The sequence below is a fragment of the Hyphobacterium indicum genome, assembly GCF_003129605.1.
GTDB lineage: Bacteria > Pseudomonadota > Alphaproteobacteria > Caulobacterales > Maricaulaceae > Hyphobacterium > Hyphobacterium indicum.
Map to the genome: position 1 here is coordinate 175,155 of NZ_QBDX01000001.1, position 21,709 is coordinate 196,863.

The window sequence follows — 21,709 nt, forward strand, 5'->3', positions numbered from 1 at the left end:
CTTGTCGGATTCCCGGAGAAATTAAAAGGGCAATAAACCTGCTTGGGTCAGGACCCTAGAGCAGGCTGCCGACGAGCCCGGCAATGATGGCGGCAAAGAAGCTGACCGCTGCAAATCCGATGACGGTGGCATACCAGTTGGCCTTGAGCCCCAGGGCAAGGCCGAGAACAAGACCCACAACGGTTGTGATGATCAGCGACACCATCCAGCTGACATGAGCCGCAAAGGTCAGGCTCAGGAAAAGGATGGTCAGAACCGTCAGCCCGCCAAACCAGACCGACAGGCTGATAAAGCTCGAAAAGGTACGGGCCTGTTCTGTGACTTCCATCGAGCCGCGTTGATACTCAGCCATTCTTAAAACCCCCTGCAGGTCTGAACCGGATTGATGTGCGGATTATCACGCAGATTCGCGTCCGCCAAGTCTTAAGCGGTGCGGCGTGTCAGCGCTGGCCCCAGCCCGACTGCATCAGCGTTTCCAGAGCCGCCGCGACGGCCAGCGGTTGATCCAGAATCAGATGGTGCTGGGCGTCGGGAATCGAGATCATCGGCGTCTCCGGTCCGAACGTCTCCGCCATGAAGGCCCAGATCTCGTCGGTGACCAGAGACGTGTCCGCACCACGGAAAAAGGCCAGCGGACACCGGGCCTTGTCCCGTAACACTTCCGGATCACGGCGTTGATACTCCAGCTTGGCCCAGAGATTGGGATCGAATTTCCAGCTCCACCCGCCCTCCACCTGTTTCAGCGAATTGCGGGCAATATGGTCCACGACATGGACGGTCTCGCAGGTCTGCGGTGGCAGCAGGCGGAAGCGCGCGACCGCGGTTTCCAGCTTCTCATAGGTCTTGCCGCCCCGCTGCGGAGGGGACGAGGAGCGCTGTTCCTCGGCCGGGCGCACGGGCGAATCAAGAATGATGGCCCCGGCCAGAGCCTCACCGAAAGCCATGGCCGACATCATGGTTACGAAGCCGCCAAAGGAATGGCCGGCGACAAAGGGCTTTCCGGCCTCGAAAAGACCGGCATCCTCCGCAACCGCTCGGACCTCGTCGGCATAAAGCGGCATGCGATAGACCTCGCGATGGCCGCTATCTCCCATGCCGGACAGGTCGATGGCGGCCACACGCCGCCCCGCGCTGATGAAGGGCGCAATGGCATCCCACCATTGCTTGTGCGCGACCCCGCCGTGAACGAGAATGACGCCCGGCTGACCGCGCTGCCCCCAGGCTTTCCAGACAATGTCCACGCCTTCCACGGCGACCCGGCCGCTCTCGGTGGGGGCCGCCAGGGCTTTTGCAAACCAGGCAGGGTGAGGCGGCGCTTTTCCCTCGAAGTTTTCAAGCGGCGGGCGGATATCGCGGAGGGCATTGGAGGCAGTACTCATGCCTATCGGCTAGCCCCGATTGTGCAGTGCGTCAATTCGCTTTTGCCCTTGACGTAAACGTCAAAAAGACAGTGAGGCAACGAGATTATTGACGAAATGCAGGACGATCGGAGCCCATAACCGGCCGGTCAGCCGCCGCGCCAGACCGGCGAATACGCCCAGAACCGTGGCGTAGATCATCGTCGGGACATCGACGAGAATGTGCATCAGCCCGAATCCGCCGGCCGACAGGAGGATCGGCCAGATCCACCCGCCCATCCGCGCGGCCAGCTTGGGCAGCAGCCATCCGCGCATGATGATTTCTTCCACCAGCGGCGCGAAAATGATCACTGAGGCGGCCACCAGCAATGTGCCGGTCAATCCGCCGCCATTGAACCGGTCAGGCGTTGGCACGTCGGGAACCGGCAGCAGGGGAAGCAGCATATCCACGGCGGCAATCGCAAAAATGAAGCTCATACCGAAGAGCACCAGCCCGTATCCGGTCTCGATGCCGAAACGGGCCGGGCGGATATCGAAGACGGCGGCCGCCAGCTGCCGGGATTTCAGCCAGCTGGCAAACCACCAGAGAAATCCGATCTCGCTCGCCATCAGCAGCGCATAATAGGACCGGAAGACGGCGTCATGATTGATCTCTTCGGGCGCCAGACCGAACGCATTCAGCGTTGTGGCGAAATACAGCGCCGTCATGCCGGTCAAGAGAGACAGTGCGGGCCAGAAAAACACCCAGAACAACCGCGAGTCCCGCAGCGCCTCCGGCGCGACGTCGAACATCACATCATGCGGCTCGAACGGCCATATGGGTGAGGGCACCTTGCGGTAACCGGGCGGCGGCGGCGTGCTCATCGCCGGACAATTCCGGCCCGGTGCACCCGGGTCAAGTGGCGTTTATGCTTAACGCTTGGTCACCGGCGTATACACGTGAATTTTACTACCCGTGTCCCATAACGGCACCCGGATGGATTGCCCCCTCGACCGGAGAAAACTCCGGGGAGGGCGAGGCCAAAGGCCCGGCAATTGAATTATTGGGTAGCCGAAAGGGCTTGGGTGAGATGGCTAAGACGGTGCTGATCGTCGATGACGATCCGACGCAACGCCGCCTGTTGCAGGCGGTTCTTGAAAAGCAGGGTTTTGAAGTCGCCTCCGCCGACAGTGGCGAAGCCGCGATGGACATGCTGGCGCGCGGGGGTGTGGACGTCATGCTCCTCGATCTCGTCATGCCGGGCATGGACGGGATGGATGTGCTCGAAGCGGTCCAGCGCAAGGGCATTGAAACGCCGGTCATCGTGCTGACCGCGCATGGCGGAATCGAGACCGTCGTCGCGGCCATGCGCTCCGGCGCCGCCGATTTCTTCATCAAGCCCGCCAGCCCGGAACGGATCACGGTCTCGGTGCGCAATGCGCTGAAGATGCAGACCCTCACCGGCGAGGTGAAACGGCTGAAGAAAACCGCCGGCGGCTCGCTCGGCTTTGAAGACATGATTGCCGGGGCCCCCGCCATGCGCCAGGTGGTACGGCTGGGCCAGCGCGCCGCAGCCTCCTCCATTCCGATCCTGATCACCGGGGAAAGCGGTGTCGGCAAGGAGTTGGTAGCCGGCGCGATCCGCGCCGCCTCCGAGCGCGCCGACAAGCCCTTTGTGGCGGTCAATTGCGGGGCCATTCCGGCCAATCTGGTGGAATCCACCCTTTTCGGTCACGAGAAGGGCTCCTTCACCGGTGCCACCGGCAAGCATATGGGCAAATTCCAGGAGGCCGATGGCGGCACGCTTTTCCTCGACGAGATCGGCGAATTGCCGCTCGACATGCAGGTCAAGCTGCTGCGCGCCCTTCAGGAAGGCGAAGTGGATCCGGTCGGCTCCAACCGTCCGGTCAAGGTCGATGTCCGCATCATTTCCGCAACCAATCGCGATCTGACACAGGAAGTCGCGGCCGGCCGTTTCCGTGAGGACCTGTTCTACCGGCTCAATGTCTTCCCCATCGAAGTGCCCTCTCTGCGCTCGCGCAAGGAAGACGTGCCGGCGCTCGTCCGCCACTTCATCACCCGCTTCAATGCACAGGAGAACCGGTCGGTTGTCGATGCCGCATCGGAAACCATGGCCATGCTCACCGCTTTCGACTGGCCGGGCAATGTCCGCCAGCTGGAAAACACGGTCTTCCGCGCCGTGGTGCTGTGTGAAGGCGATTATCTCAGCCCCGGCGATTTCCCCCAGATCTCCGGCGTCATGCCCGATCTTGCAGACCTGCCGCCGCCGCCCCTGACCGGGAATACGATGGCATTCGAGCATGGCGGTGAAACCTCCGGCCTGCCACCTGTGCCGATCATGGATGAGGGCGGGCATTTGCGGCCGCTGGAATCCATCGAGCGGGACCTGATCGAGTTTGCCATCGAGACCTATGCAGGACGCATGGCGGAAGTGGCCCGCCGTCTCGGCCTCGGCCGCTCGACACTCTATCGCAAGGTGCGGGAATACGATCTCGACGTCGATCAGGCGCGCACGGCGTAAGCATAGAATTTGGTGCGACTTGACCCCCGGGCTCCGTCCGGGGGTTTTCTTTTGAGCGCCTCCGCAATTGGGCGGGGGCGCTTGACTATAATTCTAGCCCGGATTGACCAGAACACTGAGCGCATTATCGGCCAAAACAAGTTGCCGTTGCGCTTCGATCTCGCGCTCGATTCGCTGCAGCAATATCTGTCCTCCTTGCGTGTCCGCCAGACGGCCAAGAAACGGCGATTCCGAAATTTCATGCCAGTCCCGCCAACCCAGATCGATCGCCCGCGCGAGATAACGCAGCGCCCTTTCGTCCTCACCCAGTGCGGCCATGAGTTCAGCCATCCGCAAGGCGCTTTCCGGCCAAGTGTCAAATTCGAGACCCGGCTGATCTGTGCGTCCCGCCAGCTCTAGGGCGGCTTCCACATCGCCCTCGAGCGCACGAACGGCTGCCAGCAGGATAATTCCGCGCTCGCCCGCGGCATTGAAAGCCTGAAGCGCTGCCTCATGATCGCCAAGCTGCAAAAGGGCGCGGCCGCGGATCACGGCAAGTCTTTCTGTATTATGTTCGGCATTGTCTTGTTCGAGTATCGCCAGAGCGCCACGGGCATTCCCCTGGCGGATGGCGGCATCGGCGCGCGCGCCCAGAACAACAGATTGTCCGGGATTGGCACGCTCCGCCCGATCCATCCAATCGCTAGCAGCCGCGAAACCCATCAGGTCCAGCGCCAGAGCAATCTGTATCTCGGCATATCGGGACCGGAAGCCGCTGTTGATAGCTGCCAGCTCCTGCGACAGTCCGCTGTGAAAACGTCCAGATATAATGTCGAGATACGCTGCGCTCGACCCGGCCGCCATTTCCCGTGGATCCAGAGCATAGGATTGTTCATAGGCTGCAATTGCTTCACCAACCCGGCCCTGGCTATCCAGCGCATAGCCCAATGCATGCCATGCAGACGCAGACTGATCATCCATTGCGATAGCGGTTCGGGCCAGTATTTCTGCCCGTAGGGAATCGCTTTCCGCAGGTGTGAATTTTGTCGTCCTTGTTGATAGGGCGAAACTGAGACCTGTTATCGCCTCGAAAGAATCCGGCGCAATAAGCAACGCTTCCTCGAACAGCCTGACAGCCCGGCTTGTTTCTTCGGCCTGTTGGACGGCGAGCTGTTCACGAGCCCGGATCAGCAATGGAGCCAGCTGGTCATTCACGGCAATTGCTGTCGGTTGAGCGGTTGGCGCCTCATTGCCGACTCCTCCGAATGCCATCCAGCCTGCCGATAATAACAGGATGGCGAAAACGGCAGCGGCTCCCAGATTCCAGAGCGATAGGTGAGACCGCGAAGCTATCCAGCAATATCCCTTGCCGCGAATAGTCCGGATAAAGGCCGGGTGCGCCGGGTCATCGCCGAGTGCTTTCCGCAACAGAGCAATACGCTGGGCGATGACCTCCTCGGCCACATGATTCTGTTCCCAGACTTCGCGCGCCAACTCGTCGCGGCTGACAGAAGCAGGGGCGGCTTTGATCAGACACAACATCACCCGCAAACTGAGATCCGGCAGTTTGATCGTTTTTTCATGTCGCCGGACAACGCCCTTGTGCACGTCAATCAAAAGGTCGCCGTGTTGGAGCTGGTTGCGGAAAAAAAGGTTATCCATGAAAGACGGCTTCATCATTCTTCAGAAAAATTTAGCTGACCCGATACCGGCATGCGAGTCCACTTAATGCTCCTCAAACCATCAGGAGTTTCTCGTGAAACGATTTCTCGCTTTGGCCGCTGCATTCTCGGTCAGCCCCTTGGCTCAGGCTCAGGATTTTTCAGACCAGCAAGTTTCGGATCATATCAGGGAAGGTCGCTATGGATCTGTAACCAGCCTTCTGATCCTTCATGGTGGCAATATCACCTATGAAGGCTATTTTCGCGGAACGGATTCAGCCACACGGCATGATACGCGGTCAGTCACCAAGACCATCACTGGCATGGCAGCGGGGTTGGCCATCGCAGATGGCGCAATCGAGCTGGAGACGCCGATAGCACAGATCTTTACCGATGCGATGCCCTTCGAAGACGACGACCCGAGGAAGCACGCCATCACGGTCTTCGACCTTCTCACCATGACCGGGCCGATGGAATGCAATGACTGGGAGCATTTCAGCCGCGGCAATGAAGAACGTATGTATATGGTCGATGACTGGATTTCCTTCTATTGGGATCTGCCGATCCGGGCGGACCGGCCTTGGGAGACGCCTGCGTCCGACCGTCCGCATGGCAGAGCGTTTTCCTATTGCACAACCGGCGTTCAGGTGCTCTCGGAAGCCATTGCCCGCGGGGTCGGGATGCCTTTGGACGACTATTTGCAGGAGCGCCTTTTCGATCCCCTGGAAATCGAACAACCCGAATGGCAAAGGCTCGCCGGACGTGATGCCTTCGCCGGAGGCGGAATGCGTCTGACCACGCGGGAGTTGGCGCGGCTGGCGGAACTCTACCGCGCTGGGGGCGTGCAGAATGGCCAACATCTTTTGCCCGAAGACTGGATCGACAGGTCACTTGCGGAATACGCTGTCATCCCCGATCGCGAAAATACGGGATACGGATTTCTCTGGCGGCGGCGGGAGTATGAATCCGGCGGACAGAGTTTCTTGTCCTGGGAAATGGCCGGGAATGGCGGCAACCGCGTCCTGATAATACCCGCGCTGGATGTTGTTGCCGTTATTACCAAAACCGATTTCAATACACCCGGAATGCACGAGGCCACCGACTCTCTTATCGAGGCCGAAATCGTCGGCCATTTTGCATCAGCTCACTAGCTGGGTGTCCAGGCCAGCTCGAACCGCTCGAATCAGGCGGGACGGTCCTCGGAAAACGCAAATCCTTCCCATTTCATTTTCCTATGCGTCGGTTCGCCAGAGCAGGAAATGATCGCCAAAGCCTGTCTCGACCGGGGTGATTGCAAGGGCATCGGCCTGTGTGTCGGCGCCTCGCTGGACTTCCTTGGCGGCGCGGCCGAACGCACGCCGGTCTGGATGCGGAAAGCGAGTCTGGAATGGCTGCACCGTCTGGCGCAGGAACCACAGCGCATGTGGAAACGCTATCTGGTGGACGGACCGCTCGACACTCTATCGCAAGGTGCGGGAATACGATCTCGACGTCGATCAGGCCCGGACCGCCTGAGTCAGGAAATACGGGGCCGGAAGCCATACGCTTCCGGCCCCTTTATATAACGCTCCAAAAACTATTCACCGTCCCGGACAAAAAGGCGGCTGAAAAAGGCCAATTCATTTACCTCCCCGTCTTCCGGCCGGAAAAAGACCACCATTCCCTCGCCGTCATAAAACTCGACCCGCATCCAGTCCTCGCGTTCTCGATCGGATCCCATTCCGGTCAGGGGGGCGGACAACTGCCCCATTGTCGCGACCAGCTCACCATTATCCATGGCGATATCGATTGTCCCGTACTCCGCATTGATATAGCGGCCGGCATAGGACTCGATGGGCAGGGAAAGCTGGATATCCCGCCGTGGCGGCAGCAATTCCTGCAGTCTCAAAGCCCGGGTCTCACGGCGTAGCTGGGCAGATGCCTCGTTCAGGCGCTCCACGCCACGGGTCCATGCTTCTTCCGGAGCGCGATACCAGTCAAAGACAAACTCGGTGATGATATCGGCAGCGACCGCACCCACGCTGTCCTCATTTGTCATTACGGCGACGCCGACCTCACGTTCGGGCATAAATGCAAACAGCGCGGCATATCCGGTAAAGCCGCCGCCATGATAGATAACCGGGTCGGGACCCGCATGCCCGAGAAACCATCCCAGACCATAATGCTCGCGTGTCAAAAACGAGGGATGGTCCCCATTGATGCCGGCATGAGGCCGATGTGTGGTCTCGACAATTTCGGTGTCTATAACCTGACTGCCATCAAGACGACCGTCATTCATCTGGAAGATGAGCCAGCGCGCTGCATCATTGGCTGTCATGATGTGACCACCGGCAGACTGCATCGTGACGTCGGACTTCAGAAGTTCGGCTGGCGTGGACCCGGAGGCCGAGCCGCCGGCGACATAGGCCGTTGCCAACTGTCCGGAGCGGCGAGCATCGTCTAAGCGGGTTGCGGTTTGTGACAAGCCCAGCGGAGCGTGCACATAGGTTTCGACAATGTCCTGCCAGCTCAACCCGAGCTCATGCTGGGCAATGGTCGTGACAATATTGTATCCGGAGTTGGTGTAATTGAACTCGCCGGGTCCGGCGTCCTCCTGAGGCCGCAAATAACGCAACATCTCCCAGGCAATTTCGGGGGTCCACTCCCCAGAGCGGGTTTGCCGGAAAGACAAGCCATCAGAATGGATGCCGCCGGTATGATAAAGCATCTGGCGCAAGGTGACCTCGCCGGCCGGCAAGTCCTCGCGAAAGTCCACGTCCGGCGCGGCCTCGGCCAGGGTGCGATCCAGTTCGAAAACGCCCTCCCGGTCAAGAATTTCAAGGGCAAGGGCTACAAATGACTTTGTGACAGACCCGATGTAGAAAGAGGTCTCTGCGGAGACGGGCCGGTTATGCTCGATATCGGCCAGGCCGAAGCCGCCCGCAAATTCAGTCTCATCGCCGCGTACGACCGCGACCGAGATACCCGGAACGCGGTCGAGCCGGTCCAGCGTGTACTCGGTGAAAGCTGCGAGGTCGGTTGCGAAATCCTGTCCGCGATCGGCCATATCGGGTGGAGCAGAGCAGCCTGTGATCCAAAAGCAAATTATCGGCAACAACGCAATTCTGAATTTACGCATAGGCAGGTCCTCATTCGAGATTGACGGTCGCAATGACAAGTCTGATCCCTCTGGGCACTGCAGTCTTGAAAGATTTTAACCTTCATTGTGTCGATCATATCTGGACGTTGCAGCAATGGATCATCGCAGGCGGGGCCCTTCGCTGCGTGCCTTGACAACCTCTAATCCTGGCGCGCCATCGGGTGGCGTCGAGGGAGGCAATTTCCCTTCGGCTTCACTAGGCGAAAATCATCACCCCCCGTCCAGACCAGCTCGAACCGCTCGAAACAGGCGGGAAGGTCCTCGGAAAACGCGAAACCTTCCCGCTCGGCTTCCCGCATCCAGTAGGCCAGATGCTCGCGCCACCAGTATTCGAAGGACCGGTCGCCTTCGCCTTCATCCCACGCAAATTGCGCATCGGCCTCGCGCACCGGCTTGATCTCGACAGATGTCGTCCGGATCACGCAGGCGGGTTTTCCGCGTCCATCAAGTATGATCGACAGATCGCCGGACTCGGGAAATCGTGCGCCTGGCTGCTCATACCAGCGGGCCAGCGCACAGGTCGCCCGCTTCTGTCCGATCAGGACGAGGCCGAGCAATTCATCCGCCAGAGCCTCGCTGTCGCCGAACTGATCGACATCAAACGGTTCGCCGGAATGTCCGGTTTCTGCGCAGAAACGGTCCCAGAAGGCGCGTTGATCAGGCGTCATCATCTCCACCCTTGATCACCCGCAGCTTCGGCGGGCCGGTCGGGCGGGACGGTGAAAGCGGTTCCGCCGCCTCACCGCTTTCCAGATCCTCATTGATGTCCCGCACCCGCGGACCAGGCGATTTCGCTTTCGGCTTGAAGCCGGATTGCCGGAAACCCTTGCCGCGTGACATCGGCTTGCGGCCCTTGCCGTCCGCCTTCTTCTCGATTTCGCGCAACTTGGCTGTCTGCAGGCCGGAGAGGGCCTCATCCAGCTTGCCCTTGTCGGGATCATTGAAGGCCGAACCATAGGTTTCCAGCCGGTCACCGACCGAGGTGATGAATTCGTCTTCCCATTCGGACAGCGTGTCCTCGCCCTGCTTTTCGGCGATCTTGCGGCGTGTGCGTTCGAGGCGGCGCAGCGCCTTGCGGGTCTTTTTGGGGTCGACCTCGCGCGGCAAGCCGGGCTCAGTCCTCGACCGCGCCCAGATAGAGCTCGAGCAGGGCTTCGGTTTCCTGCCGCTCATTGCGGTCGATCTTGCGCAGGGCGATGACGCGGCGGAGGATTTTGGTGTCATAGCCCATGGATTTCGCCTCGGCATAGACTTCCTTCATGTCGTCCATCACCTGCTTCTTGTCTTCCTCCAGACGTTCGATCCGGGCGACGAAGGCCTTCAATTGCTCGCGCGCGGCCTGGCCGATCGTGTGGGTGTTGTCGGAAACGGCAGATGGGGATGCATCATCCATGGCGCGGCCTCTGGTCAGTCAGGTTGAATTGAAGGGCGCAGGCTAGGGGCCGTCAACCGATTCCTCAAGCACGCGATCAGCGGCCGGATCAGTTATCCCCGGCCCGGTGCAGGCGGCGCACGGCATTGGCGACCACATCCGGTGCCGTATGATGCAGCATATGCCCCCAGTCCGCGCGGACAATCAGCTCGGCATCCGGCAGGCTGGCCGCGACCGGAACCGAATGGCGGTTTGTGAACACCACCTGATCGGCTTCCCCGGCCAGAAAAACCACCGGGAGGCTCACGCCGGAGTAAAGCGCTTCCTGCCGCGCGAGATGGTCATTCACCTGTGCCATGTCCTCGGCATTGGCCTTGAAGATGTCCGCGCGGAAGAGGCGATTGACTTGCACGGTCTCCGCATAACCGTCCGGCACCGGTTGCGGATGGAAGGTGTCTTCGAGACCCGCATCGATCCGCCGCGGCCCCACCAGTGGAATGATCAGGCGGGTGATAACCGGACCGATACCGAAAAGCCGCGAGGCGCGATTATACCAGGCCGCATCGCCGACACCGGAATGCAGAGGGGCGCCGATCAGCACGATGCCCGACAAGACCTCGCCATGATCAATCGCCATGCGCATGGTGATCGCCCCGCCCCAGGAATGGCCGACGACGACCGGGCGCTCCATGTCCAGGCGCGTCGCCAGTTCGGCGAGCAGCGCAGCTTCCCGCTCCGGCGTTCAGCGCCCGTCCGGCCGCTCGCTCCAGCCAAGCCCGGGACGGTCGACATAAACAGCACGGAATCCGTCCAGATGGTCGCCAAGCGCCAGCCGCATGTCCTCGGCATTGGACGACGCGCCATGCAGGATCAGCACGGCCGGGCCGGTGCCCTCCTCGACATAGCGGATGCGGGCATTGTCGATCTCGATGAAGTGTCCGGCAGGAGGCATATCGTCAGCCAGGGCTTGAGGAGTAAACAGCAGGCACAGGGCCAGAAAAAGGGGCCCGCGAAAGATCAAAGCGACCGGCCCGTCAATTGGGCCCGCATGCGCGCCGCACCGCGCCCGGCAAGCTCATAGGCGGGATAGATGGTCAGCGCTTCCTGATAGGCTTCCAGCGCCGCTTCCGGCCGCTCGGCCGCTTCCAGCGTCGAGCCCAGAAGATAATAGGCATCGAAACGGCGCGGCTCCAGCGCCAGCGTCCGGTTCAGGGCTTCCAGCGCGTAAGTGTAATCCTGCTGTTCGAAAGCCACCTGCGCGGCCCGCAACCAGCCTTCGGCATAATCAGGTTCCAGCCGGGTGACATGATCGAACATGCGCGCGGCAATATCGGCATTATCGGCCGCCATGGCGGTTTCCCCGCGGTCCATCAGAAGGTCGATCGTGTCGCTGCCAGAGGTCGCCCAGAGCGCGAGGATCTCGTCCACCAGAGGCGCGGCGTTTTCCGGCGTGGCGGTTTGCAGATGGTCCAGCCTTTCGGTCAGACGTTCCTGCGGCGTCTGGAAGGGCAGGGCCTGGAGGAGAAGGGCAAGGATGAGGCTTTTCATGGCCGCAGAAGATAAGCGGCTTTGCGCCAAGGTCCAGCCGCGCACGCCGTGTCTGACGGAAGTTTAACGCGGGCGGCGTGATGGGGGCGGAATCAAAAACGCCCCGGCAAGACCGGGGCGCATCGCAGTTCAGGGTCTGCAGCCAGACTAGCCGGCGCGGGCCTTGAAACGCGGGTCTTTCTTGTTGATCACGAAGACACGGCCGCGGCGGCGCACCACCTGACAGGCGGCATGGCGGTTTTTCAGCGATTTGAGCGAGCTGCGAACTTTCATCGGACCGGCCCCGTGCTTTCAATAAAAACCCGGCGCAAGCCGCCGGAGAGGCGCGGTATCTACGGGGCAGGGGGGGGAATGTCAACCGGAGGCTTCGGCAAAAATCAGCGCCTTACAAACCCGTTAGTTGCCCTTGCCATCAACCGCCCCTAGCTTCCCGCGCCATGCGTATGATCACAGCTCTTCTGATCGGACTGGCCGCTTCTGTCGAGGCAGCGGCTCAGGACATGATCGAGGTCGATCTCGAGCTCGTGCTCGCGGTCGATATTTCCTATTCCGTGGATGAAGACGAGGCCCGGCGCCAGCGCGAGGGCTATGTCGCCGCACTGGCCCATCCGGATGTCATTTCCGCAATCGAGGGCGGTCCGCTGGGCCGGATTGCCGTGACCTATGTCGAATGGGCCGATTCGCGTTTCCAGCGCGCCGCTGCCGACTGGACCGTTATCGCTTCGGAAGACGATGCACTGAATTTCGCTGCCATTGTGGCGGCAGCCCCGCTGGAGCGCGGTCATTATACCGCCATCGGCGCCGCGATCGCGGATTCGGTGCGCCGCATCGAAACCAATCAGTATCAGGGCTATCGCCGTCTGATCGATATTTCCGGAGACGGGCCACAGAACCAGGGCATGGACCTCGATGAAGCCCGCGCCATGGCGGACGAGGCCCGCATCATCGTCAATGGCTTGCCGGTTATCTCTGACCAGCCGGGCCGCTGGGTGCGCCCGGTCGAGGTCAATCTGGACGCCTATTTCCGGGAGAATGTCGTCACCGGCCCGGGGGCCTTTGTCCTGCCCGCCCGCACCGCCGACGAATTCCGCACCGCCATTCTGCGCAAGATGACGCTGGAAATCGCCGGCGCCGCGCCCATGCCCTCCGAACTGGTTGGTGCCGCACCGTGAGGTGTCTCGCCGTCCTCGTGTTTGCGTGTCTGGCGGCGATGCCGCCGGCTTTTGCGCAGCATTTTGCGGACCCGTCTGTCTATGCTGGCGATGACCTCATGACGCGCGAGCGTCAATATACCCAGGATGGCCGTCTGATCGTCGACCTCGAACTGGTCTTCGCCGTCGACGTCTCGGCCTCGATTGACGAGATGGAAGCGCTGCAACAGAGGCGCGGGCATGTGCAGGCGCTGGCCGATCCCGACGTCATTTCGTCAATCCAGGCCGGGGGGCATGGCCGGATTGCGGTTCTGTATCTGGAATGGGCCGATGCCGATTTCCAGCGCGTGGTCGCGCCCTGGACGGTGATCGAGACAGAGGCCGATGCGCTCGCTTTCGCCGCTATTCTGGCGGAGGCCGATTTTGTGTCCGGGCGGCGGACGGCCATAGGAGCCGCCGTGTCCAATTCGGTTCAGCTTATTGAATCCAACCCCTATCATGGCATCCGCCGGGTGATCGATCTGTCCGGTGACGGGCCGCAGAATGCCGGCCCCAGCCTTCCCGATGCCCGTGCCGCGGCAGAAGCGGCTGAAATCACCATTAATGGCATCTCCATGCAGAGCGAGCGGCAGCATCCTTTCCGCCCGCCTGTCAATATTGATGTCGCGCGCTATTTTGAAAATCACGTCATTGTTGGGCCACGATCTTTTGTTCTACCCAGCCGGACCCACGAAGATTTCGTGGAAGCTTTGCGCAGAAAGCTTATCATTGAGATTGCCGGATTGTTTCCGGAGGAGATGACGGACAAGGGATGACACGTTTTATCATACTGATATGGCTTGCGGTCTCGCCGTTTGCGGCGCACGCGCAGGACGGGAGTTTTTCAGACTGGCTGGCCGATTTCCGGCCCAGGCTGGAGGCCAGCGGTGCCAGTGCCGCAACAGTCTCGGCCATGCTCGATGGTCTTGAGCCTGATCTGACAGCGATTGAACGCGACCGGACCCAGCCGGAATTTGTCCGCCCCTTGTGGGAATATCTCGACATCGCGGCCTCTGATCTGCGCGTCCGCAACGGTGCCAGTGAAATTTCCGGCCGCCGCGCCATGCTCACGAGCATCGAGAACCGGTTTGGCGTGGATTACGAGATCCTTGTCGCGGTCTGGGGACTGGAAAGCTCCTATGGCGCCATCCAGGGCGACCGCGATGTGGTCCGGTCCCTGGCGACACTGGCCTGGGAAGGCCGCCGCCGGTCCTGGGCCGAGGCCCAGCTGATTGCCGTGTCCCGCATGATTGATCGCGGGCTGGCCCGCCGCGACGAGCTGTATGGCTCATGGGCCGGCGCGATGGGGCAGACCCAGTTCATCCCCGAAACCTATCTGGCCCGCGGCGCGGACTATGACGGCGACGGTCATATCGACATCTGGAACAATGTCGGCGACGCCCTGTCCTCGTCGGCCAATCTTCTGAGCGAGGCGGGTTGGACACGCAATGCGCCGGTGATTGTCGAAGTGGTCCTGCCGGATGGATTCGATCTCACCAGCTGGGATCCGGGCGCGTCACGCATGACCGCGGAATGGTCGATGCGCGGCGTTACCCGTGCCGATGGAGAGAGCTGGACAGCCGATACGCTGATGTATGCCTCCCGCCTGAACCTGCCGGCGGGTCTCAGAGGGCCGGCCTTCCTCACCTTCCCCAATTTCCGCGCCCTTATGCGCTACAATAATTCGACCTCCTACGGTATTGGCGTCTGGCTGCTGTCACAGCGCTTCAACGGCGATTACAGCATTCGCGGCGAGTGGCCGGAAAATGATCCGCCGATTACACGGTCCCAGACATTGGCCTTGCAGGAAGGGCTGGCGGCACTCGGCTATGATCCCGGCACGCCGGACGGCATGTTCGGCCCCAATACGCGCCGCGCCCTGATGGGTTTCCAGCGCGATCATGGCTATCCCGTCGACGGCTATGCCGGGCGCATCATGTATGATCAGGTCGTCGCCACGCTGGCGGCTTCCCCACGTGACTGACAATGGCGTTTGATACCAAGCTGCTGGTTCCGCTGATCTTTGCGGGATTCGCATTGCTGGAGATTGCCACACAGCGGTTTTTCCAGAGCGGCAAGGGCAAGCCCCGCGATGTCTGGATCGAGGCCATCGGCACCCCGGTTTTCATCCTGATCACCGTGCCCGCCATTTTCTACGCCGCACCGGTGCTGATGGAGGGGGTCTTCCCCGGAAGCGCCAATGCCTGGGCGGATCTGCCCTGGTGGGTGATGGTACTGATCCTCCTGGTCGGCGATGACATGACCCAGTACTGGTGGCATCGCGCCTCGCACGCTCACCCCTGGCTCTACAATCTGCACCGCGCCCATCATTCCGGCGAATATATGAGCATCCGCATCGTCTACAGAAATGCGATTGCCTATTACATTTTCATGCCCGGCCTGTGGATCGCCGCCATGCTCGTGCATCTCGGTTTCGGGCCGGTCTATGCGGTCTATCTGCTGATCAAGATGACGGTGATTTTCGGCGCGCATTCATCGCTGCGCTGGGACGCGCCGCTCTACAAGGTCAACTGGCTTTCGCCTGTGATGTGGGTGATCGAGCGCACCATCTCCACGCCGGCCACCCATTTTGCCCATCATGGCATGCACAAGGATGACGGTGTCACTCATTACAAGGGCAATTACGGCAATCTGCTTTTCTTCTGGGATGTCCTGTTCGGCACGGCGCACATCACACGGCGCTTCCCGAAAAAATACGGCATCGAGAATCTCGAGGATCGCAGCGCTGCCGGTGAACTCGCCTGGCCCCTGATCCGGAAGTGATTTTCTAGATCGGTCCGCGCGGTTCCGGAACGGGTTTGGCGACCCGGGTGACCGAACGGATCTGCGGGTGCAGGAAAGCCAGAACCGCTGAGGCCGCAGCAATTCCGGCGCTGAGAATATAGGGCGTTTCCGGCCCGTAGGTCTGATACAGCCAGAGCCCGGCCACAGGTGCGATCAGAAAGCCGAGCCCGGCGGTCGCGGTGATCGTTCCGGCCGCGCGCCCCTGTTCTTCCGGCGCAACCGATATCGATGCGCCGCCGACAAAACCCGACCGCGCCAGGCCGAAGGCGAAAGAGGTCAGCATATAGCCGAAAACGATCGAGGCGTAATTTGCGGCGAAGACCATCTCGATATTGGCCACGATCATCAGCGCAGCTCCGGTCGTCATCAGGGCGCGCGGGCTTGCCTTTAATGCCGGGATGACCACGAGCTGGGCAAATATGAGCGCGCCCGCCCCGGCCGTCAGGGCCACGCCCGCCAGTTGCAGACCCTCGGCAGGCGTCAGATCCATCCGGTCCATGACATAGAAGCCGATGGCCTGCAGACTGATCGCCTGCACCAGCCATAATCCGCAGCCATAGGCAAAGAAGGGCGCAATCCGCCTGTCAAAGGCAAAGGCGAGCTGGGTAATCGGGTTGATCGGCCTTGATTGCTGACGCGGCGGCGTATTCTCCGGCAAAAGCAGGCGGACAAAAAAGGCCGCTGCGCCCACCAGAATGGCGACCGCCACCATGAAGGGCGCGATCCCGATCCGCTCCACAAAGGCTGCCGCCAGCGCCGGACCGACAATACCGCCCAGTCCGAAGGCCGCTGTCAGCCCGGCCAGGGCTTCGGTGCGCTCATCCGGCGAGGTGCGGTCGGCCACATAGGCCTGCGCCGCCGGATTGGTGGCCGAACCCAGTCCGCCAAACAGGGCCCGCGCCGCAGCCATGCCGAAAATGGCAATCAGCGGCGGCGCCCAGCCCATTTGTCCGGCCAGCGCCGCAGCGGCAAAAACCAGGGTCGAGACCGCAAAACTCGCGAGTCCGAAAATGATCAGCGGACGGCGGCCATAACGGTCGGACAACGCCCCCCAGATCGGACTCATGATCAGGAATAAAAGCGCCGATATCGTATAGATCGCACCGATAAAGGCTTCCGCCACACCCAGATCGCGGGCCAGCGGCGGCAGAATGGCGAACAGCATGGAATTGCCGATTCCGGTCGCCATCAGGCACAGGAAAAGCAGGCGGAAGGACCGCCGTCTTTCTTCAGGGCTCGATGGATTGGCAGGATCATAAACCGGAGGCATGCCGATCCATTAGGCCTGTTATTCAGAGCCGTAAAGCAAGCGGCCATAAATTGCGGTTACGATGTATTTCAGGCCGCCCGCATGGCGCGCTCCGGCCGGTTTCCGTAAACCACCTCCTAATGCCGGTTACACCGGGTATTAAACTTAATGCGCCATATTGCGTCCCGAAACCGGACAGTCCCGCCAAAAGAGGACACCGGGAAAAACAACGGGTGGTGGACGTAAGATGTTTCAGATCATTGGGATAGTGGTCGTTGTGGCCATGGTGTTCGGCGGGTTTGCCCTGGCCGGCGGTCATTTCGACATCATCATAGCGGCAATGCCGTTCGAACTGATGATGATTGGCGGTGCGGCTGTCGGGGCCTTTCTCATTGGCAATTCCGGCAAGACGGTGATGAAAACCCTTGGCGATTTCGCCAAGATCATCGCCGGGCCGAAATGGAAGACGCAGGATTACCGCGATCTGCTGGCTCTGCTCTTCCAGCTGACCAAGACCATGAAAACCAAGGGTGTGATTGCTCTGGAAGCGCATATCGAGAATCCGAAGGATTCGGCGATTTTCCAGAATTACCCCCGCATTCTGAAAGATCATTTCGCGACCGATTTCATCTGCGACACACTGCGGATGATGACCATGAATCTGGAAGACCCGCACCAGGTCGAGGATGCCATGGAAGCCCAGCTGGAAAAGCATCACCATGAAGTGGCAGGCCCGGCCCATGCCATGCAGAACATGGCGGATGCCCTTCCGGCTCTGGGGATTGTCGCCGCGGTGCTGGGCATCATCAAGACCATGGGCGCGATCAATTCTCCGCCCGAGGTTCTGGGCGCCAAGATCGGTTCGGCCCTGGTCGGCACCTTTCTGGGCGTGTTCCTCGCCTATGGATTTGTCGGCCCGATGGCCGCGCGCCTGAAGGAAGTCTATGACGAAGAGCATACCTTCTACGTGATCATCCAGGCGGTTCTGGTCGCTCATCTTCATGGCAATGCCGCCCAGATCTCGGTCGAGATCGGCCGCGGCAGCGTCCCGAGCTCTGCGCAGCCGACCTTCATGGAGCTGGAAGAAGCGCTGGGGAATATCCAGACCGAAGCTTGATAAATGGAAAGCTGACGCTTTCAACGTCCTTTGATAGACTCCCTTGTCCCGTGGCGGACAAGGGAGTTTTCTTTTGGGCATCGAGATAGCCGGACCCTTAGGTCTGCTGATCCTGGTTTTCGACATTTATGCGATCCTGAACGTGGCCCGTTCGCAGGCGTCGTCTCTGGTGCGGGTTGTCTGGATCGCCCTGATCCTGATCGCTCCGATCATCGGCTTCTTGCTGTGGCTCTTTCTCGGGCCGCGGGAGGAACGCAGCCTTTTCCGCCGCTGATACCGCGCTATAAGCGCATCCCATGAAAATCCGTGACGCTGACATTCTCATCATTCCCGGGCTCGGCAATGCCTCCCCCCTGCACTGGCAAAGCCGCTGGCAGGACAAGATGTCCACCGCCCGCCGCGTCGAGCAGGACAATTGGCAGCATCCGGTCCGTTCTGACTGGTCCGCACGCCTGAACGCGGACATCCGCGCCGCGTCCAGGCCCGTCATCCTGATCGCCCATTCCGTTGGCGTTTTGACGGTGGCCCATGCGGCCCGGGATTGGGAGGCTGGCAGGGTGGCGGGCGCATTCCTGGTCGGACCATCCGATTGGGAGCGTCCGGACATGGAACAGAGATTTCCCGGGCACGGCTTTGCGCCCGTGCCCCGTGAACCGCTCGGCTGCCCGGCCCTTGTGCTGGCCAGTTCCAATGATCCGGCCTGCGATGTCACAACGGCAGAGCGCTGGGCGCTCGACTGGCAGGCGCGGTTTGCGGTGGCCGGAGATGCCGGTCACTTTGATGAATCCGACGGCTTCGGACCGTGGCCGGAAGGCCTCATGGCCTTTGCCCAGTTTGCGAAAGCCCTGTGAAGCTCTATTGCGACCCACCCCAGCTGGACTGGCGCGAGACGGGGCCGGTCGCCACGGATTTCGGTGACATCTATTTTTCGGCGGAGGGCGGTCTGGAGGAGACCCGCGCGGTCTTCCTCACCGGCTGCGGCCTGCCCGGGCGCTGGCAGGACAGGGCCCGCTTCACCATTGCCGAGCTGGGCTTTGGCACTGGGCTGAACTTCCTGGCCGCCTGGCAGCTGTGGAACCGGACCCGGCCATCGCAAGGCTGGCTGCATTTCATTTCGATCGAGAAATTCCCGCTATCCGCCGGCAACCTCCGCCGGGCCTTGTCAGCCTTTCCGGAGCTGGCGCCATTTTCAGAACAATTGATTGCCAGATGGCCACAACCCCAGAAAGGCGCGCACCGCCTGCGCTTTGATGCGGACCGGATCACCCTGACCCTGTTCCAGGACGATATCGCCAGCGCCCTGCCGCAGATCGAGGCCGGGGTCGACGCCTGGTTCCTCGACGGGTTTGCCCCGGCCAGCAATGCGGAGATGTGGGCTGAAACCCTCTGGCCGGAACTGGCGCGCCTGTCGCGGCCAGAGGCCCGCGCCGCCACCTTTACCGTCGCCGGTGCGGTCAGGCGCGGCCTGCAGTCCGCCGGTTTCGAGGTCGAAAAACAGCCCGGCTTCGGCCGCAAACGGGAACGTCTGGAAGCCCGCTTCAAGGGCGCCCAGCCTGCGGCCCTGCCGGCGCCTTTCCCCCGCCTCCTGCCGCAAGACGGCGTTGTGGTGATCCGCGGCGGTGGCATTGCCGGAGCGAGCCTCGCCCATGCTCTGCGAAAGCGCGGGCGGGAGGCCATCATCCTTGATCCGGGCGGCCTTGCGGGCGGCGCATCGGGCGCACCGTCGGGCCTGCTGACACCGCGGCTGGAAAATGCTGACAGGCCGCAGGTGCGGGCCACGCTGGCCGCGTTCGAATATGCCCGGCAGCTCTATACGGAACGGGGCGTGTTCGAACCGGAAGGCGCACTGCGGCTGCTGGAAAACGGCAAAGACAAGACCCGCTATGCCGCCATCGCAGACGCCATGGGCGAGGGCTATGACATGGGCCCGGACGGGCTTTGGATGGCGCGCGCCGGACGGTTTGACCCGGCTGCGATTGTCCACGCCCTCGCCGGCGATACGCGGGTGATCACCGATACAGGCCGTATGCTGGAAGCTTCCCTTGTCATTGACTGCCGGGGTGCGGACGCGGCGCTGTCGGGGCTCACGCACAGTGCCGGGCGCGTGGTCACATGGGACGGCACGCCGCCCTCCCACCCGATGGTCTGGGGCGGATATGTTTCAGCTGCACCTGATCGCCGCGTCCTGATCGGCGCAACCCATGAGAAAGGCCGCGATCCCGGCAATGCGGATGAGGCGGCCGGGCGATTGCTGGCCGATCTTGAGAACCGCCTGCCGGAGATCGCTTCGGGGCTCTCCGGCCCGCCGCAGCATTGGTCCGGCATCCGGGCCACAACACCGGACCGCCTGCCCGTCTATGGCGCTATCCCCGGGGCCGGTTTCGAGGCGCGCTGGCGGTTATGGGCCAAAGGCGGACCCCTGCCCGGGACGTCACCGGAGACGTCTGGCTGTCCCGCTATTTGCCTCACAGGTTTCGGATCGCGCGGCTTTGCCCATGCGCCGCTTTTGGCCGAAGCGCTGGCCTCAGATCTCTGCGGCGAGCCCTCACCGCTGGAGCGGGCCGGCCGCGAGGCCTTCCACCCGGCACGCTTCGCGATAAGGCGTCTGAAACGCGGTGGTTAACCAGGCAGAAACCATAGGCGTGACGGGCGGTCCGGACCGGCATGGCCCGGCGCACGGCTTGCAGTGACAGGTCTCGAAACCGCGCAATCTGGCGCGAAACGGGACGGTAGCGTTAATGTCACGGCGAAGCACACATCGGGATGGTTCAGAACGGCGCGCCCGCGCGCGTCATATCTGGTTTCTGAACTCGGCCTTCGACAATATCGATTTTCCGACCACGGTGCTGCGTCTGGCGGAACGCGATCCCGACGCGCCTTTCCAGTTTGTGGTGACGCCGAATGTGGATCATCTGGTGCGTCTGCGCCGCGACGGTGTGCTGGCTCCGCTCTATGCCCAGGCTTGGCTGACCGTTTGTGACAGCCGGGTGCTTGAACTCATTGCCGCCCTGTCGGGTGAGGAGGTCGATGTTACGCCGGGCTCCGATCTCACCAAAACCCTCTTTGACAATGTCGTTTTGCGCCACGAACCGGTGACCATTATTGGCGGCACCAGGGAGGTGGTTGAAAACGTCAAGGCCCGCTACGGCCTGCGCGATGTGCGCTGGCATGAGCCGCCCATGGGCTTGCGCAATAATCCGCAAGCCATCGCCGAATGCGCGCAATTTGTTGCCGACAATCCTTCCCGTTTCATTTTCCTGTGCGTCGGTTCGCCACAGCAGGAAATGATCGCCGAAGCCTGTCTCGACCGGGGCGATTGCAAGGGCATCGGCCTGTGTGTCGGTGCCTCGCTGGACTTCCTTGGCGGCGCGGCCGAGCGCGCGCCTGTCTGGATGCAGAAAGCGCGCCTGGAATGGCTGCACCGTCTGGCGCAGGAACCACAGCGCATGTGGAAACGTTATCTGGTGGACGGGCCGAAAATCGCTTTCCTGTGGTGGGAATGGCGCAAGGCCCGCACCAAGCTGCGCGACTTTGAAAAGCGCCTGGCGGAAGCCGGCCTCTAGGCAAACACTCTTCGCCGCGCTAATCACGGCATCGTACAGGTGGCCGCAAGGCCTTGATAGGGAAGTGGGGTGAAAGTCCCCCGCTGTGCCCGCAGCCGTAAGCGGAGAGTGGTCTCACACCAAGTCACTGGGTACACCCGGGAAGACGTGAGCTGCCACATTGACCCGTGAGCCGGAAGACCTGCCTGTGCCGTCGCTCGTCCACC

The 21,709-nt window shown here is 61.6% G+C and carries 25 protein-coding genes and 1 riboswitch; of the genes, 12 read left to right on the forward strand and 13 right to left on the reverse strand.

Going from position 1 to position 21,709, the window contains the following annotated elements; all coding sequences use genetic code 11:
* Nucleotides 1-55: 55 nt before the first annotated feature.
* The 3 genes from DBR16_RS00835 to DBR16_RS00845 all read right to left on the reverse strand — a co-directional run bounded on the left by DBR16_RS00835 (nt 56) and on the right by DBR16_RS00845 (nt 2,222).
* On the reverse strand, nt 56-352 hold the full coding sequence (locus DBR16_RS00835) for an aa3-type cytochrome c oxidase subunit IV (protein WP_109259346.1): 297 nt from the start codon (nt 350-352) through the stop codon (nt 56-58).
* A gap of 88 nt (nt 353-440) precedes the next feature.
* On the reverse strand, nt 441-1,379 hold the full coding sequence (locus DBR16_RS00840; RefSeq protein WP_109259347.1) for an alpha/beta fold hydrolase: 939 nt from the start codon (nt 1,377-1,379) through the stop codon (nt 441-443).
* Nucleotides 1,380-1,439: 60 nt separating this feature from the next.
* Nucleotides 1,440-2,222: a CPBP family intramembrane glutamic endopeptidase gene (locus DBR16_RS00845; RefSeq protein ID WP_109259348.1), complete on the reverse strand. Its 783-nt coding sequence runs from the start codon at nt 2,220-2,222 to the stop codon at nt 1,440-1,442.
* Nucleotides 2,223-2,428: 206 nt separating this feature from the next.
* Here DBR16_RS00845 and DBR16_RS00850 point away from each other — a divergent pair, with 206 nt between their 5' ends.
* Nucleotides 2,429-3,880: a sigma-54-dependent transcriptional regulator gene (locus DBR16_RS00850; RefSeq protein ID WP_109259349.1), complete on the forward strand. Its 1,452-nt coding sequence runs from the start codon at nt 2,429-2,431 to the stop codon at nt 3,878-3,880.
* A gap of 93 nt (nt 3,881-3,973) precedes the next feature.
* Here the strand turns inward: DBR16_RS00850 and DBR16_RS00855 are convergent, their stop codons facing one another.
* Nucleotides 3,974-5,521: a winged helix-turn-helix transcriptional regulator gene (locus tag DBR16_RS00855; protein WP_161539344.1), complete on the reverse strand. Its 1,548-nt coding sequence runs from the start codon at nt 5,519-5,521 to the stop codon at nt 3,974-3,976.
* Between the two features lie 94 nt (nt 5,522-5,615).
* On the opposite strand from DBR16_RS00855, the gene DBR16_RS00860 reads away from it, so the two are divergent.
* Nucleotides 5,616-6,671 carry a serine hydrolase domain-containing protein gene (locus tag DBR16_RS00860; protein WP_109259351.1) on the forward strand — a complete coding sequence of 352 codons (1,056 nt, stop codon included), beginning with the start codon at nt 5,616-5,618 and terminating at the stop codon, nt 6,669-6,671.
* Nucleotides 6,672-7,085 carry a WecB/TagA/CpsF family glycosyltransferase gene (locus DBR16_RS00865; protein WP_109259352.1) on the forward strand — a complete coding sequence of 138 codons (414 nt, stop codon included), beginning with the start codon at nt 6,672-6,674 and terminating at the stop codon, nt 7,083-7,085. It begins immediately after the preceding gene.
* Nucleotides 7,086-7,096: 11 nt separating this feature from the next.
* Here DBR16_RS00865 and DBR16_RS00870 read toward each other — a convergent pair whose 3' ends face one another.
* From DBR16_RS00870 to ykgO, 8 genes are all read right to left on the reverse strand, one after another.
* Nucleotides 7,097-8,566, reverse strand: coding sequence for a serine hydrolase (locus tag DBR16_RS00870; protein WP_161539345.1), 1,470 nt, complete (start codon nt 8,564-8,566; stop codon nt 7,097-7,099).
* Nucleotides 8,567-8,799: 233 nt separating this feature from the next.
* Complete coding sequence (locus tag DBR16_RS00875; protein WP_109259354.1) at nt 8,800-9,327, reverse strand: ASCH domain-containing protein; 528 nt, start codon at nt 9,325-9,327, stop codon at nt 8,800-8,802.
* Nucleotides 9,317-9,766: a hypothetical protein gene (locus DBR16_RS00880; protein WP_109259355.1), complete on the reverse strand. Its 450-nt coding sequence runs from the start codon at nt 9,764-9,766 to the stop codon at nt 9,317-9,319. The genes DBR16_RS00875 and DBR16_RS00880 overlap by 11 nt, the downstream gene beginning before the upstream one ends.
* Nucleotides 9,767-9,773: 7 nt before the next feature.
* Nucleotides 9,774-10,052 (reverse strand): DUF2312 domain-containing protein, encoded by a 279-nt coding sequence (locus DBR16_RS00885; RefSeq protein ID WP_109259356.1) that lies wholly within the window; start codon nt 10,050-10,052, stop codon nt 9,774-9,776.
* Between the two features lie 88 nt (nt 10,053-10,140).
* Nucleotides 10,141-10,752, reverse strand: a complete 612-nt coding sequence (locus tag DBR16_RS00890) for an alpha/beta fold hydrolase (RefSeq protein ID WP_267894806.1) — start codon at nt 10,750-10,752, stop codon at nt 10,141-10,143.
* A 21-nt stretch (nt 10,753-10,773) separates the two neighbouring features.
* Nucleotides 10,774-10,983 carry an alpha/beta fold hydrolase gene (locus DBR16_RS00895; protein ID WP_125184474.1) on the reverse strand — a complete coding sequence of 70 codons (210 nt, stop codon included), beginning with the start codon at nt 10,981-10,983 and terminating at the stop codon, nt 10,774-10,776.
* 65 nt (nt 10,984-11,048) lie between these two features.
* Nucleotides 11,049-11,579, reverse strand: coding sequence for a tetratricopeptide repeat protein (locus DBR16_RS00900; RefSeq protein ID WP_109259359.1), 531 nt, complete (start codon nt 11,577-11,579; stop codon nt 11,049-11,051).
* Between the two features lie 147 nt (nt 11,580-11,726).
* Complete coding sequence (gene ykgO, locus DBR16_RS00905; protein WP_109259360.1) at nt 11,727-11,852, reverse strand: type B 50S ribosomal protein L36; 126 nt, start codon at nt 11,850-11,852, stop codon at nt 11,727-11,729.
* 170 nt (nt 11,853-12,022) lie between these two features.
* Here ykgO and DBR16_RS00910 point away from each other — a divergent pair, with 170 nt between their 5' ends.
* The 4 genes from DBR16_RS00910 to DBR16_RS00925 are packed head-to-tail and all read left to right on the forward strand — an operon-like array spanning nt 12,023 to nt 15,553.
* Nucleotides 12,023-12,751: a DUF1194 domain-containing protein gene (locus tag DBR16_RS00910; protein WP_161539346.1), complete on the forward strand. Its 729-nt coding sequence runs from the start codon at nt 12,023-12,025 to the stop codon at nt 12,749-12,751.
* Nucleotides 12,748-13,545: a DUF1194 domain-containing protein gene (locus DBR16_RS00915; RefSeq protein ID WP_233347475.1), complete on the forward strand. Its 798-nt coding sequence runs from the start codon at nt 12,748-12,750 to the stop codon at nt 13,543-13,545. The genes DBR16_RS00910 and DBR16_RS00915 overlap by 4 nt, the downstream gene beginning before the upstream one ends.
* Nucleotides 13,542-14,753: a lytic murein transglycosylase gene (locus DBR16_RS00920; protein ID WP_109259362.1), complete on the forward strand. Its 1,212-nt coding sequence runs from the start codon at nt 13,542-13,544 to the stop codon at nt 14,751-14,753. The genes DBR16_RS00915 and DBR16_RS00920 overlap by 4 nt, the downstream gene beginning before the upstream one ends.
* Nucleotides 14,754-14,755: 2 nt before the next feature.
* Nucleotides 14,756-15,553, forward strand: coding sequence for a sterol desaturase family protein (locus DBR16_RS00925; RefSeq protein ID WP_109259363.1), 798 nt, complete (start codon nt 14,756-14,758; stop codon nt 15,551-15,553).
* A gap of 4 nt (nt 15,554-15,557) precedes the next feature.
* Here the strand turns inward: DBR16_RS00925 and DBR16_RS00930 are convergent, their stop codons facing one another.
* A complete protein-coding gene (locus DBR16_RS00930; RefSeq protein ID WP_109259364.1) occupies nt 15,558-16,844 on the reverse strand; it encodes an MFS transporter in 1,287 nt (428 codons plus the stop codon).
* Between the two features lie 226 nt (nt 16,845-17,070).
* Here DBR16_RS00930 and motA point away from each other — a divergent pair, with 226 nt between their 5' ends.
* The 5 genes from motA to DBR16_RS00955 all read left to right on the forward strand — a co-directional run bounded on the left by motA (nt 17,071) and on the right by DBR16_RS00955 (nt 21,503).
* Complete coding sequence (motA, locus tag DBR16_RS00935) at nt 17,071-17,940, forward strand: flagellar motor stator protein MotA (RefSeq protein ID WP_109259365.1); 870 nt, start codon at nt 17,071-17,073, stop codon at nt 17,938-17,940.
* Nucleotides 17,941-18,013: 73 nt separating this feature from the next.
* Nucleotides 18,014-18,214, forward strand: a complete 201-nt coding sequence (locus tag DBR16_RS00940; RefSeq protein WP_109259366.1) for a PLDc N-terminal domain-containing protein — start codon at nt 18,014-18,016, stop codon at nt 18,212-18,214.
* 22 nt (nt 18,215-18,236) lie between these two features.
* The gene (locus DBR16_RS00945) at nt 18,237-18,791 is read left to right on the forward strand and encodes an RBBP9/YdeN family alpha/beta hydrolase (protein WP_109259367.1); all 555 of its coding nucleotides are present in this window, start codon (nt 18,237-18,239) and stop codon (nt 18,789-18,791) included.
* Nucleotides 18,788-20,563, forward strand: a complete 1,776-nt coding sequence (gene mnmD / locus DBR16_RS00950) for a tRNA (5-methylaminomethyl-2-thiouridine)(34)-methyltransferase MnmD (RefSeq protein ID WP_125184475.1) — start codon at nt 18,788-18,790, stop codon at nt 20,561-20,563. The genes DBR16_RS00945 and mnmD overlap by 4 nt, the downstream gene beginning before the upstream one ends.
* Nucleotides 20,564-20,678: 115 nt before the next feature.
* On the forward strand, nt 20,679-21,503 hold the full coding sequence (locus tag DBR16_RS00955; protein ID WP_109259369.1) for a WecB/TagA/CpsF family glycosyltransferase: 825 nt from the start codon (nt 20,679-20,681) through the stop codon (nt 21,501-21,503).
* Nucleotides 21,504-21,523: 20 nt separating this feature from the next.
* Nucleotides 21,524-21,706, forward strand: a riboswitch (cobalamin riboswitch).
* The last annotated feature ends 3 nt before the right edge of the window (nt 21,707-21,709 follow it).

Coding starts and splice junctions, on each gene's coding strand:
- DBR16_RS00835 (WP_109259346.1), bottom strand. CDS start 352: ATGGCTGAGTATCAACGCGGCTCGATGGAAGTCACAGAACAGGCCCGT.
- DBR16_RS00840 (WP_109259347.1), bottom strand. CDS start 1,379: ATGAGTACTGCCTCCAATGCCCTCCGCGATATCCGCCCGCCGCTTGAA.
- DBR16_RS00845 (WP_109259348.1), bottom strand. CDS start 2,222: ATGAGCACGCCGCCGCCGCCCGGTTACCGCAAGGTGCCCTCACCCATA.
- DBR16_RS00850 (WP_109259349.1), top strand. CDS start 2,429: ATGGCTAAGACGGTGCTGATCGTCGATGACGATCCGACGCAACGCCGC.
- DBR16_RS00855 (WP_161539344.1), bottom strand. CDS start 5,521: ATGGATAACCTTTTTTTCCGCAACCAGCTCCAACACGGCGACCTTTTG.
- DBR16_RS00870 (WP_161539345.1), bottom strand. CDS start 8,566: ATGGCCGATCGCGGACAGGATTTCGCAACCGACCTCGCAGCTTTCACC.
- DBR16_RS00875 (WP_109259354.1), bottom strand. CDS start 9,327: ATGACGCCTGATCAACGCGCCTTCTGGGACCGTTTCTGCGCAGAAACC.
- DBR16_RS00885 (WP_109259356.1), bottom strand. CDS start 10,052: ATGGATGATGCATCCCCATCTGCCGTTTCCGACAACACCCACACGATC.
- DBR16_RS00895 (WP_125184474.1), bottom strand. CDS start 10,983: ATGCCTCCTGCCGGACACTTCATCGAGATCGACAATGCCCGCATCCGC.
- DBR16_RS00900 (WP_109259359.1), bottom strand. CDS start 11,579: ATGAAAAGCCTCATCCTTGCCCTTCTCCTCCAGGCCCTGCCCTTCCAG.
- ykgO (WP_109259360.1), bottom strand. CDS start 11,852: ATGAAAGTTCGCAGCTCGCTCAAATCGCTGAAAAACCGCCATGCCGCC.
- DBR16_RS00910 (WP_161539346.1), top strand. CDS start 12,023: ATGATCACAGCTCTTCTGATCGGACTGGCCGCTTCTGTCGAGGCAGCG.
- DBR16_RS00920 (WP_109259362.1), top strand. CDS start 13,542: ATGACACGTTTTATCATACTGATATGGCTTGCGGTCTCGCCGTTTGCG.
- DBR16_RS00925 (WP_109259363.1), top strand. CDS start 14,756: ATGGCGTTTGATACCAAGCTGCTGGTTCCGCTGATCTTTGCGGGATTC.
- DBR16_RS00930 (WP_109259364.1), bottom strand. CDS start 16,844: ATGCCTCCGGTTTATGATCCTGCCAATCCATCGAGCCCTGAAGAAAGA.
- motA (WP_109259365.1), top strand. CDS start 17,071: ATGTTTCAGATCATTGGGATAGTGGTCGTTGTGGCCATGGTGTTCGGC.
- DBR16_RS00945 (WP_109259367.1), top strand. CDS start 18,237: ATGAAAATCCGTGACGCTGACATTCTCATCATTCCCGGGCTCGGCAAT.
- DBR16_RS00955 (WP_109259369.1), top strand. CDS start 20,679: ATGTCACGGCGAAGCACACATCGGGATGGTTCAGAACGGCGCGCCCGC.